Here is a 14,776-nt window from a genome sequence, read left to right on the forward strand (position 1 = left end):
CCTTATAACAGCCCGAACTGCTCCACCTCGGGCTCGCGCTGCGCCAGCGCGGGCAAACCCGGCAGGCGCTCGCCGAGGCCGGCGTGAAACCGCAGCGCCTGCGCTGCTGCCAGGTAATTGTTCGGGGTGTGCAGGAAGACGTAGGGGGTGAGCCCCTGCCCTATCCAGTCCGCCACCTTGTCCAGCCAGGGATCGAGGAAAACCCGGTTGGCCTCCAGGTCAGGGCCGCCGATGAAACGCAGCTGCGGACTGGTGCTGAAAGCGGTCGGGCGCAGCGGCAGGCGCGGCTTCTTCGCCTGGGCATGCAGCACCGCCGGATCAGGCGAGGTGCAGGCGAACAGCGCCCGCGAATCCAGGCAGATGCGCTCCACGCCTCGTGCCTGCAGCTGGCGATTGAGCAGACGCTCCTCGTCGCCGCGGGCGAAGAAGGCCGGATGGCGCAACTCCACGGCAATTGCACGCCCGGCGAACTCGTCCAGCCAGGCCAGCAACTCACCGAGCCGCTGTGGACCGAAGCTGACCGGCAGCTGCAGCCACAACGGCGCGACCCGCACGCCCAATGGCGCCAGCAACTGCAGGAAATCGGCAGTCGCGCTGAAGTGCTCGCGCAGGTCGCCGGCATGGCTGATATCACGCGGTACTTTGGCGCAGAAACGAAAGTGCTCCGGCATCTGCTCGGCCCAGCGCTGCACGGTCTGCGGCGCTGGGCGGGCATAGAAGGTGGTGTTGCCCTCCACCGCATTGAACGTGGCGGCGTAGTGGCTCAGGGTGTCAGCGGGACGCAGGTCGGATGGATAGAAACTGCCGCGCCAGGCCGGCTCGTTCCACGACGGGCAGCCGAGAAAATACGGCAGCATCAGGCGTAGAGGTCGAGGCCGAGCACTTCGCTGGCGTCGCGCTCCTCGGTGTAGGCGGATGTGCTGCCGTAGGCAGCCAGGGCCTGGTTGGCCTTGGCGCTGAGACCGCGCTGTTCGACGAAACTGTCCTGGTAGCGCGCTGGCAGGCTGTCGGTACTGGCGTTACCGGCCTCCACGCGACGCGGCAGGGCCAGCTGCTCGTAGCCTTGCGTAGCGGATGGCGAAACCGGTACCTCGCGCTGCTGCTCGACTTCCCGCTGGGCCTCGCGCAGCGGCGTAGACGCACTGCCCGGACGAGGGCTGCGATCCAGCGAATAGGAAGAAGAGAGGCCGTCGATACGCATCGGTTACTGCTCGGTAGACGTGAAAAGCAATGTAGCGGCGGCGGATACAAATGGCAATTTCCCGGCGCCAGCCGGCAGATGGCAGGCGACCTCAGACCGGCTGCTTGGGTGTCGCCACATTGTCACGCAGGTACACAGGTTGCGCCTGGTCAGCCGGCGAGGCCTCGCCACGCGCCCAGGCGAAAGTGGCCAGGCTGAGCAGATCCTGCGCATGCGGCAACATGGCCGGCTCACTGCCGCAGGGCTGCAGCGCAATGCGTGCGCCATAGGTGCCCCAGCCGGTGCCGGCGGCGAACCAGTCGCCATGAGCGCCGCGTGGCAGTTGCGCCAGTTCGGGCGCCAGCACGGCCTCGAGCCCCTGCAGGCGCATCTCGCCCCGCTCGGCGGCGTAGCACCCCCAGTAGACCTCGTCCATGCGCGCATCGATGGCGGCAGCGACCTGTTGCGCACCGTGCTCGCGCAGCGCGCGCTGCGCCAGCACGGCCAGGTTGGAAACCGGCAGCACTGGCCTGTCGAGGGCGAAGGCCAAGCCCTGGACCACGCCGATGGCGATGCGCACGCCGGTGAAGGCACCGGGGCCGCGACCAAAGGCGATGGCATCCAGCGCGGACAGCGCCAACCCCGCCTCACCGAGCAGATCCTGAATCATCGGCAACAGGCGCTGAGCGTGCAGGCGCGGCGCCACTTCATAGTGACTGAGCACCTTGCCGTCGTGCAGCAGAGCGACCGAGCAGGCTTCGGTGGCGGTATCCAGGGCCAGCAGAGTGGTCATCGAGGTATCCGGTCAGGCAGACAAAGGGCTGCATTATAAACGCCAACGGCCCGCAATAGCGGGCCGTTGGACAGAGCGGTCAGCCGATCAGCTGAGGGCGGCGAGCACCTTCGCGGTGATCTCGTCCACCGAGCCAACGCCGGCGATGGCGCTGTACTTCGGCGTGCCTTCGGCGGCGGACAGCTTTTGGTAGAAGTCCACCAGCGGCTTGGTCTGCGAGTGGTAGACGGACAGGCGGTGGCGTACGGTCTCCTCGGTGTCGTCCTTGCGCTGGACCAGGTCTTCGCCGGTCACATCGTCCTTGCCCTCGACCTTCGGCGGGTTGTAGACCACGTGGTAAACACGGCCGCTGGCCTCGTGCACACGACGGCCGGCAATGCGCTGGACGATTTCTTCGTCGTCGACGGCGATTTCGACCACGTTGTCGATGGTCACGCCAGCTTCCTTCATGGCCTCGGCCTGGGGAATGGTGCGCGGGAAGCCGTCGAACAGGAAGCCGTTGGCGCAGTCCGGCTGGGCGATGCGCTCCTTGACCAGGTTGATGATCAGGTCATCGGAGACCAGACCACCGGCGTCCATCACGCTCTTGGCCTGCAGACCCAGCTCGGTGCCGGCCTTGACGGCAGCACGCAGCATGTCGCCGGTGGAAATCTGCGGAATACCGAACTTCTTGGTGATGAAGCCAGCCTGGGTACCTTTACCGGCACCGGGCGCCCCCAGCAGAATCACGCGCATCGAAGTGCTCCTCAAAAAATAAGACAGAAAAGTCGTCGGACTCGCCTCATGGGGCCAATCTCGTTAATTGGGTTTCCGCGTCACTGAGCGGCGAAAGGATGGCCACGATACACAGCGCGTCAAGGCTGCACAAGCCACCGAAAGTCGGAGGCGGCGGGGCCTCAGCCGGTGTTGCGCAGCCCCGCCGCGATACCCGCCACACTGACCAGTAAAGCCTGTTCCAGAGGGCTGTCCACCGGGCTCTCGCGCAGCCTGCAACGAGCCAGGAGCTCGGCTTGTAGCAGGTGCAGCGGGTCCAGGTAGATGTTGCGCACGGTAATCGCCTCACGGGTCTCCGGGCTGTGGGTGAGCAGCTCGGACTGATGAGTCAGGGCGAGCACCAGAGTGCGACACTGCGACAATAGGTCGCGTAAATGCGCCCCCAGCGGTCGTAGCTCGGCCGTCACCAGGCGCTCGTCATACAGCTCGGCAATCGCCAGGTCGGTCTTGGCCAGTACCATCTCCAGCATGTCGATGCGCGTGCGGAAGAATGGCCAGCGCTCGCGCATATCCTCCAGCAGCGCCTGCTCGCCGCGCTGCATGGCGTTACCCAGTGCGCTCTCCCAGCCCAGCCAGGCCGGCAGCATCAGACGGGTCTGCGTCCAGGCGAAGATCCACGGAATGGCGCGCAGGCTTTCGATGCCGCCGGCACGGCGCTTGGCCGGGCGGCTGCCGAGCGGCAGACGCCCCAGTTCCTGCTCCGGCGTGGCCTGGCGGAAGTACTCGACGAAGCGCGGATTGTCGCGCACCACCGCGCGATAGGCCGCCACGCCCTCCCCGGCCAGCCGCTCCATGGCCTCGCGCCAGGCCGGCTCGGGCGCGGGCGGCGGCTGCAGGGTGGCTTCCAGCACGGCGGCCAGGTACAGGTTGAGGTTCTGCTCGGCCAGCGCCGGCAGACCGAATTTGAAACGGATCATTTCGCCCTGCTCGGTGGTGCGGAAGCGTCCGCTCACCGAACCCGGCGGTTGCGACAGGATGGCCGCATGGGCCGGACCGCCACCGCGACCGACCGTACCACCGCGGCCGTGGAACAGCAGCAGCTCCACCTCATGCCGGCGGCAGACCTGCACCAGAGTCTCCTGAGCGCGGTACTGGGCCCAGGCAGCGGCCACGGTACCGGCGTCCTTGGCCGAGTCGGAGTAGCCGATCATCACTTCCTGCGGGCCATGCAGACGTGCTCGGTAGCCGTGCAGGCCCAGCAGGCGGTCGATGGCCGGGCCGGCGTTATCCAGGTCGGCCAGGGTCTCGAACAAAGGTGCAACCCGCATCGGCCGCTGCAGGCCGGCTTCCTTCAACAGCAGTTGCACTGCCAGCACGTCGGACGGCGCGCCAGCCATGGAGATGACATAGGTGCCGAGTGAGGCAGCCGGTGCCGCAGCGATCACCCGGCAGGTCGCCAGCACTTCGGCGGTTTCGGCCGAGGGCCGGTGCTGCGCCGGCAGCAGCGGGCGACGATTGTCCAGTTCACGCAGGAGAAACTCGATGCGCCGCTCCTCGTCCCACTCCGCGTAGTTGCCCAGGCCCAGATAATCGGTGATCTCGGCCATGGCAGCGGCATGCCGGGCGGCGTCCTGGCGCACATCCAGGCGCACCAGGAACAGGCCGAAACAGGCAGCGCGGCGCAGGCAGTCGAGCAACTCGCCTTCGGCGATCACGCCCATGCCGCAGCTATGCAGCGAGTGGTAGCAAAGCTCCAGTGGCTCGAGCAGTTCGCGATTGTCGTGCAGCACGTCGGCACCCGGTGCAATCTCCTCGCGCAGGGCGGCCTCGGCCCAGGCACGGGTGGCGCGCAGACGCTCGCGCAGTTGCTTGAGCACGGCACGGTAAGGCTCCGGGTGCACGCCAACGCGCAGACGCAGCTCGTCACTGGCCTGCTGCATCGACAACTCGGCCGCCAGCCGCTCGACGTCGCGCAGGTACAGATCGGCCGCCATCCAGCGCGCCAGCAACAGTACCTCGCGAGTGACGCTGGCGGTAACGTTGGGGTTGCCGTCGCGGTCGCCGCCCATCCAGGAGGCAAAGCGCACCGGCGCCGCCTCCAGCGGCAGGCGCAGGCCGCATGCTGCCTGCAGGGCCCGATCGGCCTTGCGCAGGAAGTTCGGCACGGCCTGCCACAGCGAATGCTCGATCACCGCGAAGCCCCACTTGGCCTCATCGACCGGGCTGGGCCGGTTGCGCCGAATTTCCTCGGTATGCCAGGCCTCGGCGATCAACCGCTGCAACTGGAGTTGCACCTCTTCGCGCTCGGCTGGCAGCAGGTCGCCGTGGTCGAGGGCGGCCAGCTGCGCGGTCATGGCATCGTATTTCTGGATCAGGGTGCGCCGCGCCACTTCGGTGGGGTGCGCGGTGAGCACCAGCTCGATATCCAGGCGGCCCAGCTGGCGCGCCAGCTGCTCGGGCTTGTGCCCATCCGCGACCAGGCGCTGCAGCAACTCGGCCAGCACCCGGTCATCGAAGGGTTGCGCCTCGCCCGGCCGACGCCGACGGATACGGTGATACTGCTCGGCGATATTGGCCAGGTTGAGGAACTGATTGAAGGCCCGCGCCACCGGCAGCAGCTCGTCATCGCCGAGCGCGGCCAGCGTCTCGCGCAATTGCCGGTCGCCAGCGGCCGAACCCTGGCGCCCGGCCTTGGCCCCCTGGCGGATCTGCTCGATCTTGCCCAGGAAGGCATCGCCGCGCTGATTGCGTATGCAGTCGCCGAGCAGCTCGCCAAGCAGGTGAACCTCTTCACGCAGACGCGCATCGATTTCCGCCATGACCGCCCTCTCCGCCAGGGATAGAGCCTTCAGCTTGCACAGGGCGACTCATTCTTACAAGCACACGACGAGCGGCCATGGCCGCAGCCAAGGCGAGCTAGGCTGAACAGACCGGGGGCAAAAGCCCCGTGGGCCGGCGCCCACAGCGTCCGACCAGACCGTCGCCCACCACGAATGGGCACAACGAGGTGTGTATGAAGATCCGTGAACTCGCCCGCCATTGGGAACAGAACGCCAAGGGTCGCCTGACCCGCAACACCTACCAGGTCCATCTCGACCTGGAGTCCGCCGCGCGCCTGGCGGCATTGTGCGAGATGTACCCCAAGCGCAATGCCGAAGAGCTGCTCGGCGAACTGATCGGCGCCGCGCTGGAGGAACTGGAGGCCAGCCTGCCCTACGTCAAGGGCAGCAAGGTGGTGGCCACCGACGAACAGGGCGACCCACTGTACGAGGACATCGGCCCCACGCCGCGCTTCCTCGCCCTGTCACGCCGCTACCTGCAGGAGCTGTGCGCGCAGCAGGACGGCGCCAAGCACTAGCGCCGCGACGGGTCGAGCGCTGCCGCCTCACAGAGGCTGCAGAACGACGCCGGTGAGCACCCGCGTCGGGAGCATTTACTGCTGAGGCGCCTGCGGCGTTTCCTGGCCCATGCAACGCACCGCCTGCTTCTTGCTGTCTACCAGCACGCCGGTCAGGCCCTTCTGCTGGGTATCGAACAGCACCAGCACGCCATCGATGCACTGAGCCACCTGATTGGCCGGCTTGAGCGAGACTTTGTAGTCCTCGCCGGGCACGGTCTTGAGCATGGTGAAATCGGCCAACAGCAGGGCATCCTCCTCCTTGGCGAAATGCACGTAGCCGTAGTACCAGAGCACGGCAATGGTGCCGATGATGCTGGCGATACCGGTGAGAATCATGGGAATGGCGTTACGTTCTTCACTCATGGGAATGGCTCGCTGTACAAAAGGGCGAAAGTTTACCCGTTGCCCGGGTGCGCCGCGCGTCCGCAGTGTCGCAGCGCGTAACATTGCGACCGGCTACTTACCGCCAGCGCGTACTTCTTCGCGGGCCCGGAAAGTGGCGTCGTAGATACGCTCGGCCAGGCGCGAGAAGGGCAGGCTCTGCACCCACACGGTACCGGTGCCCTTGAGGGTGGCGAGGAGAATTCCCTCGCCGCCGAACAACATGCTCTTCAACCCGCCGGCCAGGCCGATGTCGTAGTCGATGCCGCTGGTGAAGGCCACCAGGCAACCGGTATCCAGGCGCAGGGTCTCGTTGTTCAGCTCCTTGCGGATCACCGTGCCGCCGGCATGCACGAAGGCCAGACCGTCGCCTTCCAGCTTCTGCAGAATGAAGCCCTCGCCGCCGAAGAAGCCGGCGCCGATGCGTTTGTTGAAGCTGATGCCGATCTCGGTGCCGTACGCAGCGCAGAGAAAGGCGTCCTTCTGGCAGATCAGCCTGCCGCCGACCTGGCCCAGGTCGATGGGCACCACGGTGCCCGGATAGGGCGCGGCAAAGCCGACCCGCTGCTGGCCCTTACCCTGGTTGCTGAAGTGGGTCATGAACAGCGACTCGCCGGTGAGCAGGCGCTTGCCCGCACCCCACAGCTTGCCCAGCATGCCACTGGCCGAGCCATCGCCCATGCGCGTCTCGAAGCGGATGCCCTCGGTCATGTAGTTCATCACCCCGGCCTCAGCGATCACCGTCTCGCCCGGGTCGAGGATGATCTCCACGGTCTGCGCCGAGGCGCCAAGGATTTCGTAGTCGAGTGTGTGGCTGGGCATAGGAAGAATTCCTTGCAGGTTGCGCGGTGCGCCCTCTCCCGTTTACGAGAGAGGGACATGATTTACCCTCTCCCCCAACCCCTCTCCCCCAAGTGGGCGAGGGGAGCCGCGGATCTAGAGAATATTGGCGTAGTCCGCTTCGATGCGATCCAGGCTCAGATGGTTCAGGAAGTTGGAGAAACACATCCAGGCCGCCAGTGCGTTGAGGTCGCGGAACTGCGGCGGCAGGTACTTGGGTGGCGCTACCAGCCCCTCGTCGACCAGCTGGCGCAGGGTGCGCATGTCTTCCAGGGTGGTCTTGCCACAGAACAGCAGCGGGATCTGCTCCAGCTTGCCCTTGCGCACGGCGAGCTGGATGTAGTTGTAGATCAGGATGAAACCCTTGAGGTAGGACAGGTCCTTGGTGAACGGCAGGCCGTCCGGGGTGGAGCCGCGGAACACCCGGCTGGCGTTGCCGTAGCTCTCCTCCAGGCCGTAGCCCTGCTCCTGGTAGAACTCGAACACCTGCAGGAAGTCCGCGCCCTCCTCCGCCATGTGGATGGCGCGGGTACGGTTGGTCAGCTTGCGCAGTCGGTAGGGATAGGAGGCAAAGGCGATCACCTCCATCAGGATGGCCAGACCTTCCTGGGTCACGGTCGACGAGGGCGGGCCCTTGGCCAGGAAGGTGCACACCGGCTGATTAAGACCGTTGAGGGTGGTGCCGACATGCACCAGGCCCTCATGCACTTCCAGCGCACGCACGTCGCGTTCGTTGAACAGGGCGTCGCTGCGAATCTTGATGTAGTCGGCGCCAGCGGCGGCATCGGCGACGATGCCGTCGGACTCCAGCACGCGAATGGTGTCGTCGCCAAACACCTTGGCCAGGCGCTCCTGGAGGATGGCCACGGCATCCTTGGCGGTGAGGCTCTTCGGCTCGTCCTGCAGATCACCGCGGGCGGCGATGTTGTTCAGGTAGTCGGAAAGCATCAGGCCGAGGTCGGCCAGCGTCGGGTCGCCAGCGTGGAAGGCGTCCGAGGCGGCGCCGTAGAGTTCCTGCGAGATCAGGCCGAAGTCGGCGGTGCCGCGCGCCTCGAGCATGCGGATCACCATGCGGTATTCCTTGCACATGCGCCGCATGATCTGCCCGACCGGATTGAACTGACCGAGCTGACGGGTGATGTCGCGCTCGATGTTCTGGAATTCCAGCTTCTTCGCCACCGCATCGAAGGCCAGCGGGCGGCTGTCGTAGTAGGCCCGATCAACCGCCGGCATTGCGCGCCCCTTGGCCTTGAGGAAGCCCTGGCGCACGCTGTCGTCCCACTTGATGGCATCGAGCACGCGGATCGGCGTCTGCGCCTCGACCAGGCGACCGGACAGAGCGCGGATGATCTCGTGATAATCGTCCTGGGATTTGCGCCGACTCATGGGCCGTCCTTACTCGACACTGCGCTGATAACGCGCCACTTCGACGAAGACGTCCGCATTGGCCTGATCATCGAGATAACTGAACACCTTATCCAGCGGGCTGGTGACCAGCACGGCATCGCCCTCCGGTGTTTCCACGGGCTGTCCCTGCAGAGTACCTCCGTCCATGTCCTGCAGGATGCGCTCGACATCGAGGTTGTAGATCACCAGTTCGTTCTTGGCCGTCAGCTCGAAACCGGCGATGGCGAAGTTGGCCCCGAGCCGCTTGGGCAGGCCCGCCGAGATGTACCAGCGTCGACCATGATGGGCCACGGTGAAGCCATATTCCTCGGCCACCTGGTCATCGCCATCGCTCCAGGCCCTGGCGCGGTAAAGATTGGAGCCGGCACGCACGATGGAAAGGTACTGTTGATCACCCCACTCATCCCTGCGCTCCCAGTCGCCGAGCAACGGCATGGGTGCCGCCTCGTTGGCCGGTATGGGGTCCTTGAACGTTACCAGGCATCCGCTCAACAGCAGGCAACTCAGGGCAGCTAGGGCCAGGCGCCAGGCATTCATTACGCACTCCTTGTGAGATTCCGGCGGAAAAGAAAAGCCCCGCCAAGGCGGGGCCGCAACTCATGATAAGGAGGCGTTGTTAAGCCCCGATTACCAGATCGAGAAAGCGCCGCAGTACCGCACGCTGGCCTTCCTGATCGAAGTCTTCCACCCCATCGACAATGGCATGATATTCCATCCGCAAAACCAGCGTCGTCAACACCTGTGCATCCTCGACAGGTGCCTTGGAGCCCATGGCCCTTACGGCGCGCTCGGCAAAGCGAAAACGCAGCTGCTGATGCGCCAGGAACAGTGGCCGCAACTGCGGATTGGTCAGCGCCTCCTGGCGGAAGGCCAGCTCAACCAGCAACTCGTCATCATGAGCATGCATCTTGGCCAGGACGTGAGCCACGGCCAGATCGATGAAGTGGGTAACCAGCTCGCGACGAGCACGCGGATTCTGCTCGATGGCAGCCGCGATGCGGCGGAAGTCGTCCTCCATGCCGGCCCAGAGTGCAGCAAGGCTGGCCGAGCTGCGCTTGACGAACAAGGCGAAGCTGTCGGCAATCAGGTCCTGAATGTCATTGAAATAGTAGGTGGTGGCCGACAACGGCACACCTGCCTCCGCAGCCACCGCACGATGACGCACACCACGCAGGCCCTCACGCACGATGATGCGTAGCGCCGCCTCGAGAATGCTCAGACGGCGCTGCTCGCTGCCCTGGCGACTGGCCTTGCGGCCACGATACTGCACGGATTCGGCTAACTCGCCGGCCAGTCGGACCGGGCATTCAACGGCGGAGCTGAGGTTCACTGCTGGACGTTCCTCGCAAGGACTGAAGAGAAAAAATCAGGGGCCTGCCATAGCGACAGACCCCTGCTTTCAAACAGCCGGATGGCCATGTGCCACCCAGCGCCCGACGGTGCCCTTTCAACGACCTGCGATCAAGCCTGCGGACGCATATGCGGGAACAGGATCACATCGCGAATGGACGGCGAATTGGTCAGAAGCATTACCAGGCGGTCAATCCCGATACCCTCGCCGGCGGTCGGCGGCATGCCGTATTCCAGGGCGCGGACGAAGTCGGCGTCATAGTGCATGGCCTCGTCGTCACCGGCGTCCTTGTCGGCCACCTGCTGCAGGAAGCGCGCGGCCTGGTCTTCGGCGTCATTGAGCTCGGAGTAGGCGTTGGCGATTTCGCGGCCGCCGATGAACAGCTCGAAGCGGTCGGTGACACTCGGATCGTCATCGCTGCGACGGGCCAGCGGCGAGACCTCGAACGGGTAACGAGTGATGAAGTGCGGCTGTTCCAGCTTGTGCTCGACCAGCTCCTCGAAAATCATCACCTGCAGCTTGCCCAGGCCTTCGAAGCCGAGCACCTTGGCGCCGGCCTTCTTGGCGATCTCGCGGGCCTTTTCAATGTCGTTGAGGTCGGCGGCACTGATGTCCGGGTTGTACTTGAGGATCGAGTCGAACACCGACAGGCGCACGAACGGCTCGCCGAAGTGGAACACCTTGTCGCCGTAAGGCACGTCGGTGCTGCCCAGTACCGCCAGGGCCAGCTCGCGGAACAGCTCCTCGGTGAGGTCCATGTTGTCTTCGTAGTCGGCGTAGGCCTGGTAGAACTCGAGCATGGTGAACTCGGGGTTGTGCCGGGTGGAGACGCCTTCGTTACGGAAGTTGCGGTTGATCTCGAAGACCTTCTCGAAGCCACCGACCACCAGGCGTTTGAGGTACAGCTCCGGCGCGATGCGCAGGAACATGGCCATGTCCAGGGCGTTGTGGTGGGTCTCGAACGGCTTGGCCGCGGCGCCGCCGGGGATGGTCTGCAGCATCGGGGTTTCCACTTCGAGGAAACCGCGCTCGTTGAGGAAGCGACGGATGTGCGCGATCACCTGGGAGCGCACGCGGAAGGTGTCACGCACCTCCTCGTTGACGATCAGGTCGACGTAACGCTGGCGGTAACGCTGCTCGGTGTCGGTCAGACCGTGGTGCTTGTCCGGCAGCGGGCGCAGCGACTTGGTCAGCAGGCGCACGTTGAGCATGTCGACGTACAGGTCGCCCTTGCCGGACCGGGCCAGGGTGCCCTCGGCGGCGATGATGTCGCCCAGGTCGAAGTGCTTGACCGCTTCCAGCTGCTCGGCCGGCAGGGTCTTGCGGTTGACGTAGACCTGCAGGCGCCCGGAGGTGTCCTGGATGACCATGAAGGCGCCACGATTGAGCATGATGCGCCCGGCGACCTTGACCGGAATGGCGGCCGCTTCCAGCTCTTCCTTGGTCTTCTCCGCGTACTGCTTCTGCAGGTCGGCACACAGGCTGTCGCGGCGGAAATCGTTGGGGAAGGCGTTGCCCTGCTCACGAACGGCGGCAAGCTTTTCCTTGCGCTGGGCAATCAGCTTGTTTTCTTCCTGTTGCAGGTCGTTCTGGTCGAGTTGTTGGTCGCTCATGGTCGTTCTATCTGCCTGGCGTCTATGTCGTTTGAGTTCGGGTGGCGTGAGGGCTCAGAGACCCTGTTTGAGGCTGGCCTCGAGGTACTGGTCGAGGTCGCCGTCGAGGACCTTCTGGCAGTCGCTGCGCTCGACGCCGGTACGCAGATCCTTGATGCGCGAATCGTCGAGCACGTAGGAGCGGATCTGGTGCCCCCAGCCGATATCCGACTTGGAGTCTTCCAGGGCCTGGGATGCGGCGGTGCGCTTCATCATCTCCAGCTCGTACAACTTGGCCCGCAGCATCTTCATGGCGGTGTCCTTGTTGGCGTGCTGGGAACGTTCGTTCTGGCAGGCCACCACGGTGTTGGTCGGTACGTGGGTGATACGTACGGCCGAGTCGGTGGTGTTGACGTGCTGGCCACCGGCGCCGGAGGAGCGGTAGGTGTCGATGCGCAGGTCGGCCGGGTTGATCTCGATCTCGACCTTGTCGTCGATCTCGGGCGATACGAACACCGCCGAGAACGAGGTGTGACGACGGGCGCCGGAGTCGAACGGGCTCTTGCGCACCAGACGGTGCACGCCGATCTCGGTGCGCAGCCAGCCGAAGGCATACTCGCCCTTGATGTGCACGGTGGCGCCCTTGATGCCGGCGACTTCGCCTTCGGACAGTTCGATGATGGTGGCGTCGAAGCCACGCTTGTCGGCCCAGCGCAGGTACATGCGCAGCAGGATGTTGGCCCAGTCCTGCGCTTCGGTACCGCCAGAGCCGGCCTGGATATCCAGGTAGCAGTTGTTCGGGTCCATCTCGCCGCTGAACATGCGGCGGAATTCCAGCTTCTCGAGGATTGCGCGCAGGCGCTCGACTTCGGCGACGATGTCGTTGACCGCGCCCTCGTCGTTCTCCTCGGCGGCCATTTCCAGCAAGTCTTTGGAGTCGGCCAGGCTGCCGGTGAGGTCGTCGATGGTTTCGACGATCTGCGCCAGCATGGCGCGCTCGCGGCCCAGGCCCTGTGCGTACTCGGGCTTGTTCCAGACGCTGGCGTCTTCCAGCTCGCGGTTGACTTCGATCAGGCGGTCATGCTTCTGATCGTAGTCAAAGATACCCCCGAATCGACAGGGTCCGCTCGGACAGGTCCTTGATGCTGTTGAGGATCGGATTGATTTCCATGGTGGGCAGCACTCTCGGGCAAAGGCGCGCGGTTGTCGGGCCATCGGCGAGGTGCCGACCGCGCACGACGCAGGCCGCGACCGCGAAGTTTCGGAAAAGCCCGCGAGTATACCCGAGTGCACGCGCCCTGGCAGCCTGCAGGCTGACCGGCGGGCCGACCTCAGAACTTCAGGCTGAGCCGCGCCGCCAGGGCGTTGTCACGCGCATCCTCGGCGTAATCGCCCGCATAGGTCAGGCCGAGGTAGAGGTCGTCACGCAGTTCGTGGTCCAGGCTGAGGTCCAGGCGCAGGCTGCTGCGCTCGAACTCGCGGCCCTGCAGGCGCAGACTCTGCCCATCCGCGGTCATCGCCTCGGCATTCAGACGGTCGCTGCCCAGGTCCTGGCGCAGCGCCAGGCTGGCCCGGCCGACCCATTTGCGCTGCTGCCAGTACCAGGGGGCCGCCAGACGCCAACCCAGGGTCAGGTAGCCGCCCTCCTCGTCCGCCGCCCGCAGGCGCAGGCCGTTGTCGCGCAATGCGCCGCCGTCCAGGCACTGCAGCGCCAGCCCGGCGAAGGGCTCCAGGGTGAAATCGCGGAAATCCAGGGCGAAGCTGCTTTCGCCGAACAGCTGCCAGCTATGCGCGCTGGCGTGGTCGCTGCCAGTGTCCAGGCGATGCTGGCCATACAAGGCGCCAAGCTTGAAGCCCAGCTGGTTGTAGATACGAGTGGCGGCATACAGACCGAAGTGGGCACTGTCGCTGGCGCCGCTATCCCCGTCATCCTCCAGGCGCGCCTGAGACAACGCGACCAGCCCGCCGCCGACCCACTGGCCACCGAGCGGCCGATCCAGCCCCAGTGTGAGGCTCTCGCCGCGGCGCTGCAGACCGCCGTCCCAGTGGCCGTGATAGCCCTGGACGCGCGTCCAGATCGGCCATTGATCAGCCTCGGCCTGAGACTCGCGAAAGGCAAAGCGTACCTGCTGCAGGCGATCCAGCGCCGCCTCGCGGGGCAGTCGACTGTCATTCAACAACAACGCGCGCTGATCGAGTGGCAGCACGCTTTCGACCGCGCCGGCAGCAGCCGACGCCAGCAACAGGCCCGCGAACAGCGCACAGCGCATCAACGCAGCGCCAGTTCCTGACGCACCTGGCTTTCCAGCTCGGCCTTGAGCGAGGGCTCCAGCTTGAGCTGACGAGCCAGCTCCTCCAGGTAGGCACGCTCCATGAAGTGCTCTTCGTCGACCATCAGCACACTGGCGATGTACATCTCGGCGGCCATTTCCGGGGTACTCGCGGCACGCGCCACCTCGGCAGGGTCGAGCGGCTTGTTCAGCTCGGCATCCAGCCAGCGCAGCAGCTCAGGATCATTGGCCAACGCACCGATCTGCTCCTCGATCAGCTGGCGCTCCTTGGCGTCCACGTGGCCATCCGCCTTGGCCGCCGCCACCAGCGCCTTGAGGATCGCCTGGCTGTGCACTTCGGCCTGCGGTGCCGGCAGGCGATCGACGGTCTGTGGCTCGATGCGCGGCTGCGCGCTGCCGGCACGCTGCTGTTCCTGCCAGTTGCCATAGGCCTTGTAGGCGATTACGCCGAGGGCCGCCAGGCCACCGTAAGTCAGCGCCTTGCCACCCAGCTTGCGCGCACTCTTGTTGCCCAGCAGCAGCCCCAGAGCACCCGCCGCCAGGGCGCCGCCGCCAGCCCCCTTGAGCAACGTGCCGAGATCACCGCTGCCACCCTTGTTGCCGCCGGTCACGCTACCGAGCAGGCCACCCAGGCCACCGGACGACGACGAGCCGGACTTCTGCTGCAGCAGGTCCTGGCCGGATTTAAGCAGTTGGTCGAGCAGTCCACGAGTATTCATCTGAGCCCTCCTGAGGGATTACCTATCCATGTAAGGCCTTGATTCTAACCACAACAACCGGCGCACGAAGTGACGCTCTGCTTCCGGATATTGCGTACAACAAAAAAA

15 protein-coding genes are annotated in these 14,776 nt (G+C 65.3%); 1 reads left to right on the forward strand and 14 read right to left on the reverse strand.

The window, feature by feature from the left end; genetic code table 11:
* Nucleotides 1-2: 2 nt before the first annotated feature.
* From ACOAPY_RS16190 to ppc, 5 genes are all read right to left on the reverse strand, one after another.
* Nucleotides 3-857, reverse strand: coding sequence for a DUF72 domain-containing protein (locus tag ACOAPY_RS16190; RefSeq protein ID WP_465153997.1), 855 nt, complete (start codon nt 855-857; stop codon nt 3-5).
* On the reverse strand, nt 857-1,201 hold the full coding sequence (locus ACOAPY_RS16195) for a hypothetical protein (RefSeq protein WP_465153998.1): 345 nt from the start codon (nt 1,199-1,201) through the stop codon (nt 857-859). Before ACOAPY_RS16195 ends, ACOAPY_RS16190 begins: the two co-directional genes overlap by 1 nt.
* A gap of 91 nt (nt 1,202-1,292) precedes the next feature.
* Nucleotides 1,293-1,973, reverse strand: a complete 681-nt coding sequence (gene tsaB / locus ACOAPY_RS16200) for a tRNA (adenosine(37)-N6)-threonylcarbamoyltransferase complex dimerization subunit type 1 TsaB (protein ID WP_465153999.1) — start codon at nt 1,971-1,973, stop codon at nt 1,293-1,295.
* A gap of 87 nt (nt 1,974-2,060) precedes the next feature.
* The gene (gene adk / locus ACOAPY_RS16205) at nt 2,061-2,708 is read right to left on the reverse strand and encodes an adenylate kinase (RefSeq protein ID WP_076579664.1); all 648 of its coding nucleotides are present in this window, start codon (nt 2,706-2,708) and stop codon (nt 2,061-2,063) included.
* Nucleotides 2,709-2,869: 161 nt separating this feature from the next.
* Nucleotides 2,870-5,506 carry a phosphoenolpyruvate carboxylase gene (ppc, locus tag ACOAPY_RS16210; RefSeq protein WP_465154000.1) on the reverse strand — a complete coding sequence of 879 codons (2,637 nt, stop codon included), beginning with the start codon at nt 5,504-5,506 and terminating at the stop codon, nt 2,870-2,872.
* Nucleotides 5,507-5,700: 194 nt separating this feature from the next.
* Here ppc and ACOAPY_RS16215 point away from each other — a divergent pair, with 194 nt between their 5' ends.
* Nucleotides 5,701-6,045 carry a pilin assembly protein gene (locus ACOAPY_RS16215; RefSeq protein ID WP_465154001.1) on the forward strand — a complete coding sequence of 115 codons (345 nt, stop codon included), beginning with the start codon at nt 5,701-5,703 and terminating at the stop codon, nt 6,043-6,045.
* Nucleotides 6,046-6,120: 75 nt separating this feature from the next.
* Here the strand turns inward: ACOAPY_RS16215 and ACOAPY_RS16220 are convergent, their stop codons facing one another.
* The 9 genes from ACOAPY_RS16220 to ACOAPY_RS16260 all read right to left on the reverse strand — a co-directional run bounded on the left by ACOAPY_RS16220 (nt 6,121) and on the right by ACOAPY_RS16260 (nt 14,668).
* Nucleotides 6,121-6,450 (reverse strand): hypothetical protein, encoded by a 330-nt coding sequence (locus ACOAPY_RS16220; protein WP_076425475.1) that lies wholly within the window; start codon nt 6,448-6,450, stop codon nt 6,121-6,123.
* A 93-nt stretch (nt 6,451-6,543) separates the two neighbouring features.
* On the reverse strand, nt 6,544-7,290 hold the full coding sequence (locus tag ACOAPY_RS16225; RefSeq protein ID WP_465154002.1) for a TIGR00266 family protein: 747 nt from the start codon (nt 7,288-7,290) through the stop codon (nt 6,544-6,546).
* Between the two features lie 114 nt (nt 7,291-7,404).
* Nucleotides 7,405-8,694 (reverse strand): flavohemoglobin expression-modulating QEGLA motif protein, encoded by a 1,290-nt coding sequence (locus ACOAPY_RS16230; RefSeq protein ID WP_076425480.1) that lies wholly within the window; start codon nt 8,692-8,694, stop codon nt 7,405-7,407.
* A 9-nt stretch (nt 8,695-8,703) separates the two neighbouring features.
* Nucleotides 8,704-9,252: a hypothetical protein gene (locus ACOAPY_RS16235; RefSeq protein WP_465154003.1), complete on the reverse strand. Its 549-nt coding sequence runs from the start codon at nt 9,250-9,252 to the stop codon at nt 8,704-8,706.
* Between the two features lie 79 nt (nt 9,253-9,331).
* The gene (locus ACOAPY_RS16240) at nt 9,332-10,045 is read right to left on the reverse strand and encodes a TetR/AcrR family transcriptional regulator (RefSeq protein ID WP_465154004.1); all 714 of its coding nucleotides are present in this window, start codon (nt 10,043-10,045) and stop codon (nt 9,332-9,334) included.
* 131 nt (nt 10,046-10,176) lie between these two features.
* Nucleotides 10,177-11,679, reverse strand: a complete 1,503-nt coding sequence (lysS, locus tag ACOAPY_RS16245; RefSeq protein ID WP_465154005.1) for a lysine--tRNA ligase — start codon at nt 11,677-11,679, stop codon at nt 10,177-10,179.
* Nucleotides 11,680-11,733: 54 nt separating this feature from the next.
* Nucleotides 11,734-12,829 (reverse strand): peptide chain release factor 2 gene (prfB, locus tag ACOAPY_RS16250; RefSeq protein ID WP_465154006.1). Its coding sequence is split into 2 segments (ribosomal slippage): nt 11,734-12,756 and nt 12,758-12,829, totalling 1,095 coding nucleotides; the frame shifts between segments, so codons are not numbered across the junction.
* Between the two features lie 160 nt (nt 12,830-12,989).
* Entirely contained in the window at nt 12,990-13,928 is a 939-nt protein-coding gene (locus tag ACOAPY_RS16255) for an autotransporter outer membrane beta-barrel domain-containing protein (RefSeq protein WP_465154007.1), read from the reverse strand.
* Entirely contained in the window at nt 13,928-14,668 is a 741-nt protein-coding gene (locus ACOAPY_RS16260; RefSeq protein ID WP_465154008.1) for a tellurite resistance TerB family protein, read from the reverse strand. Before ACOAPY_RS16260 ends, ACOAPY_RS16255 begins: the two co-directional genes overlap by 1 nt.
* Nucleotides 14,669-14,776: the final 108 nt, after the last annotated feature.

This window comes from Pseudomonas stagnisoli, from assembly GCF_048595745.1.
GTDB classification, from domain to species: Bacteria; Pseudomonadota; Gammaproteobacteria; order Pseudomonadales; family Pseudomonadaceae; genus Aquipseudomonas; species Aquipseudomonas alcaligenes_A.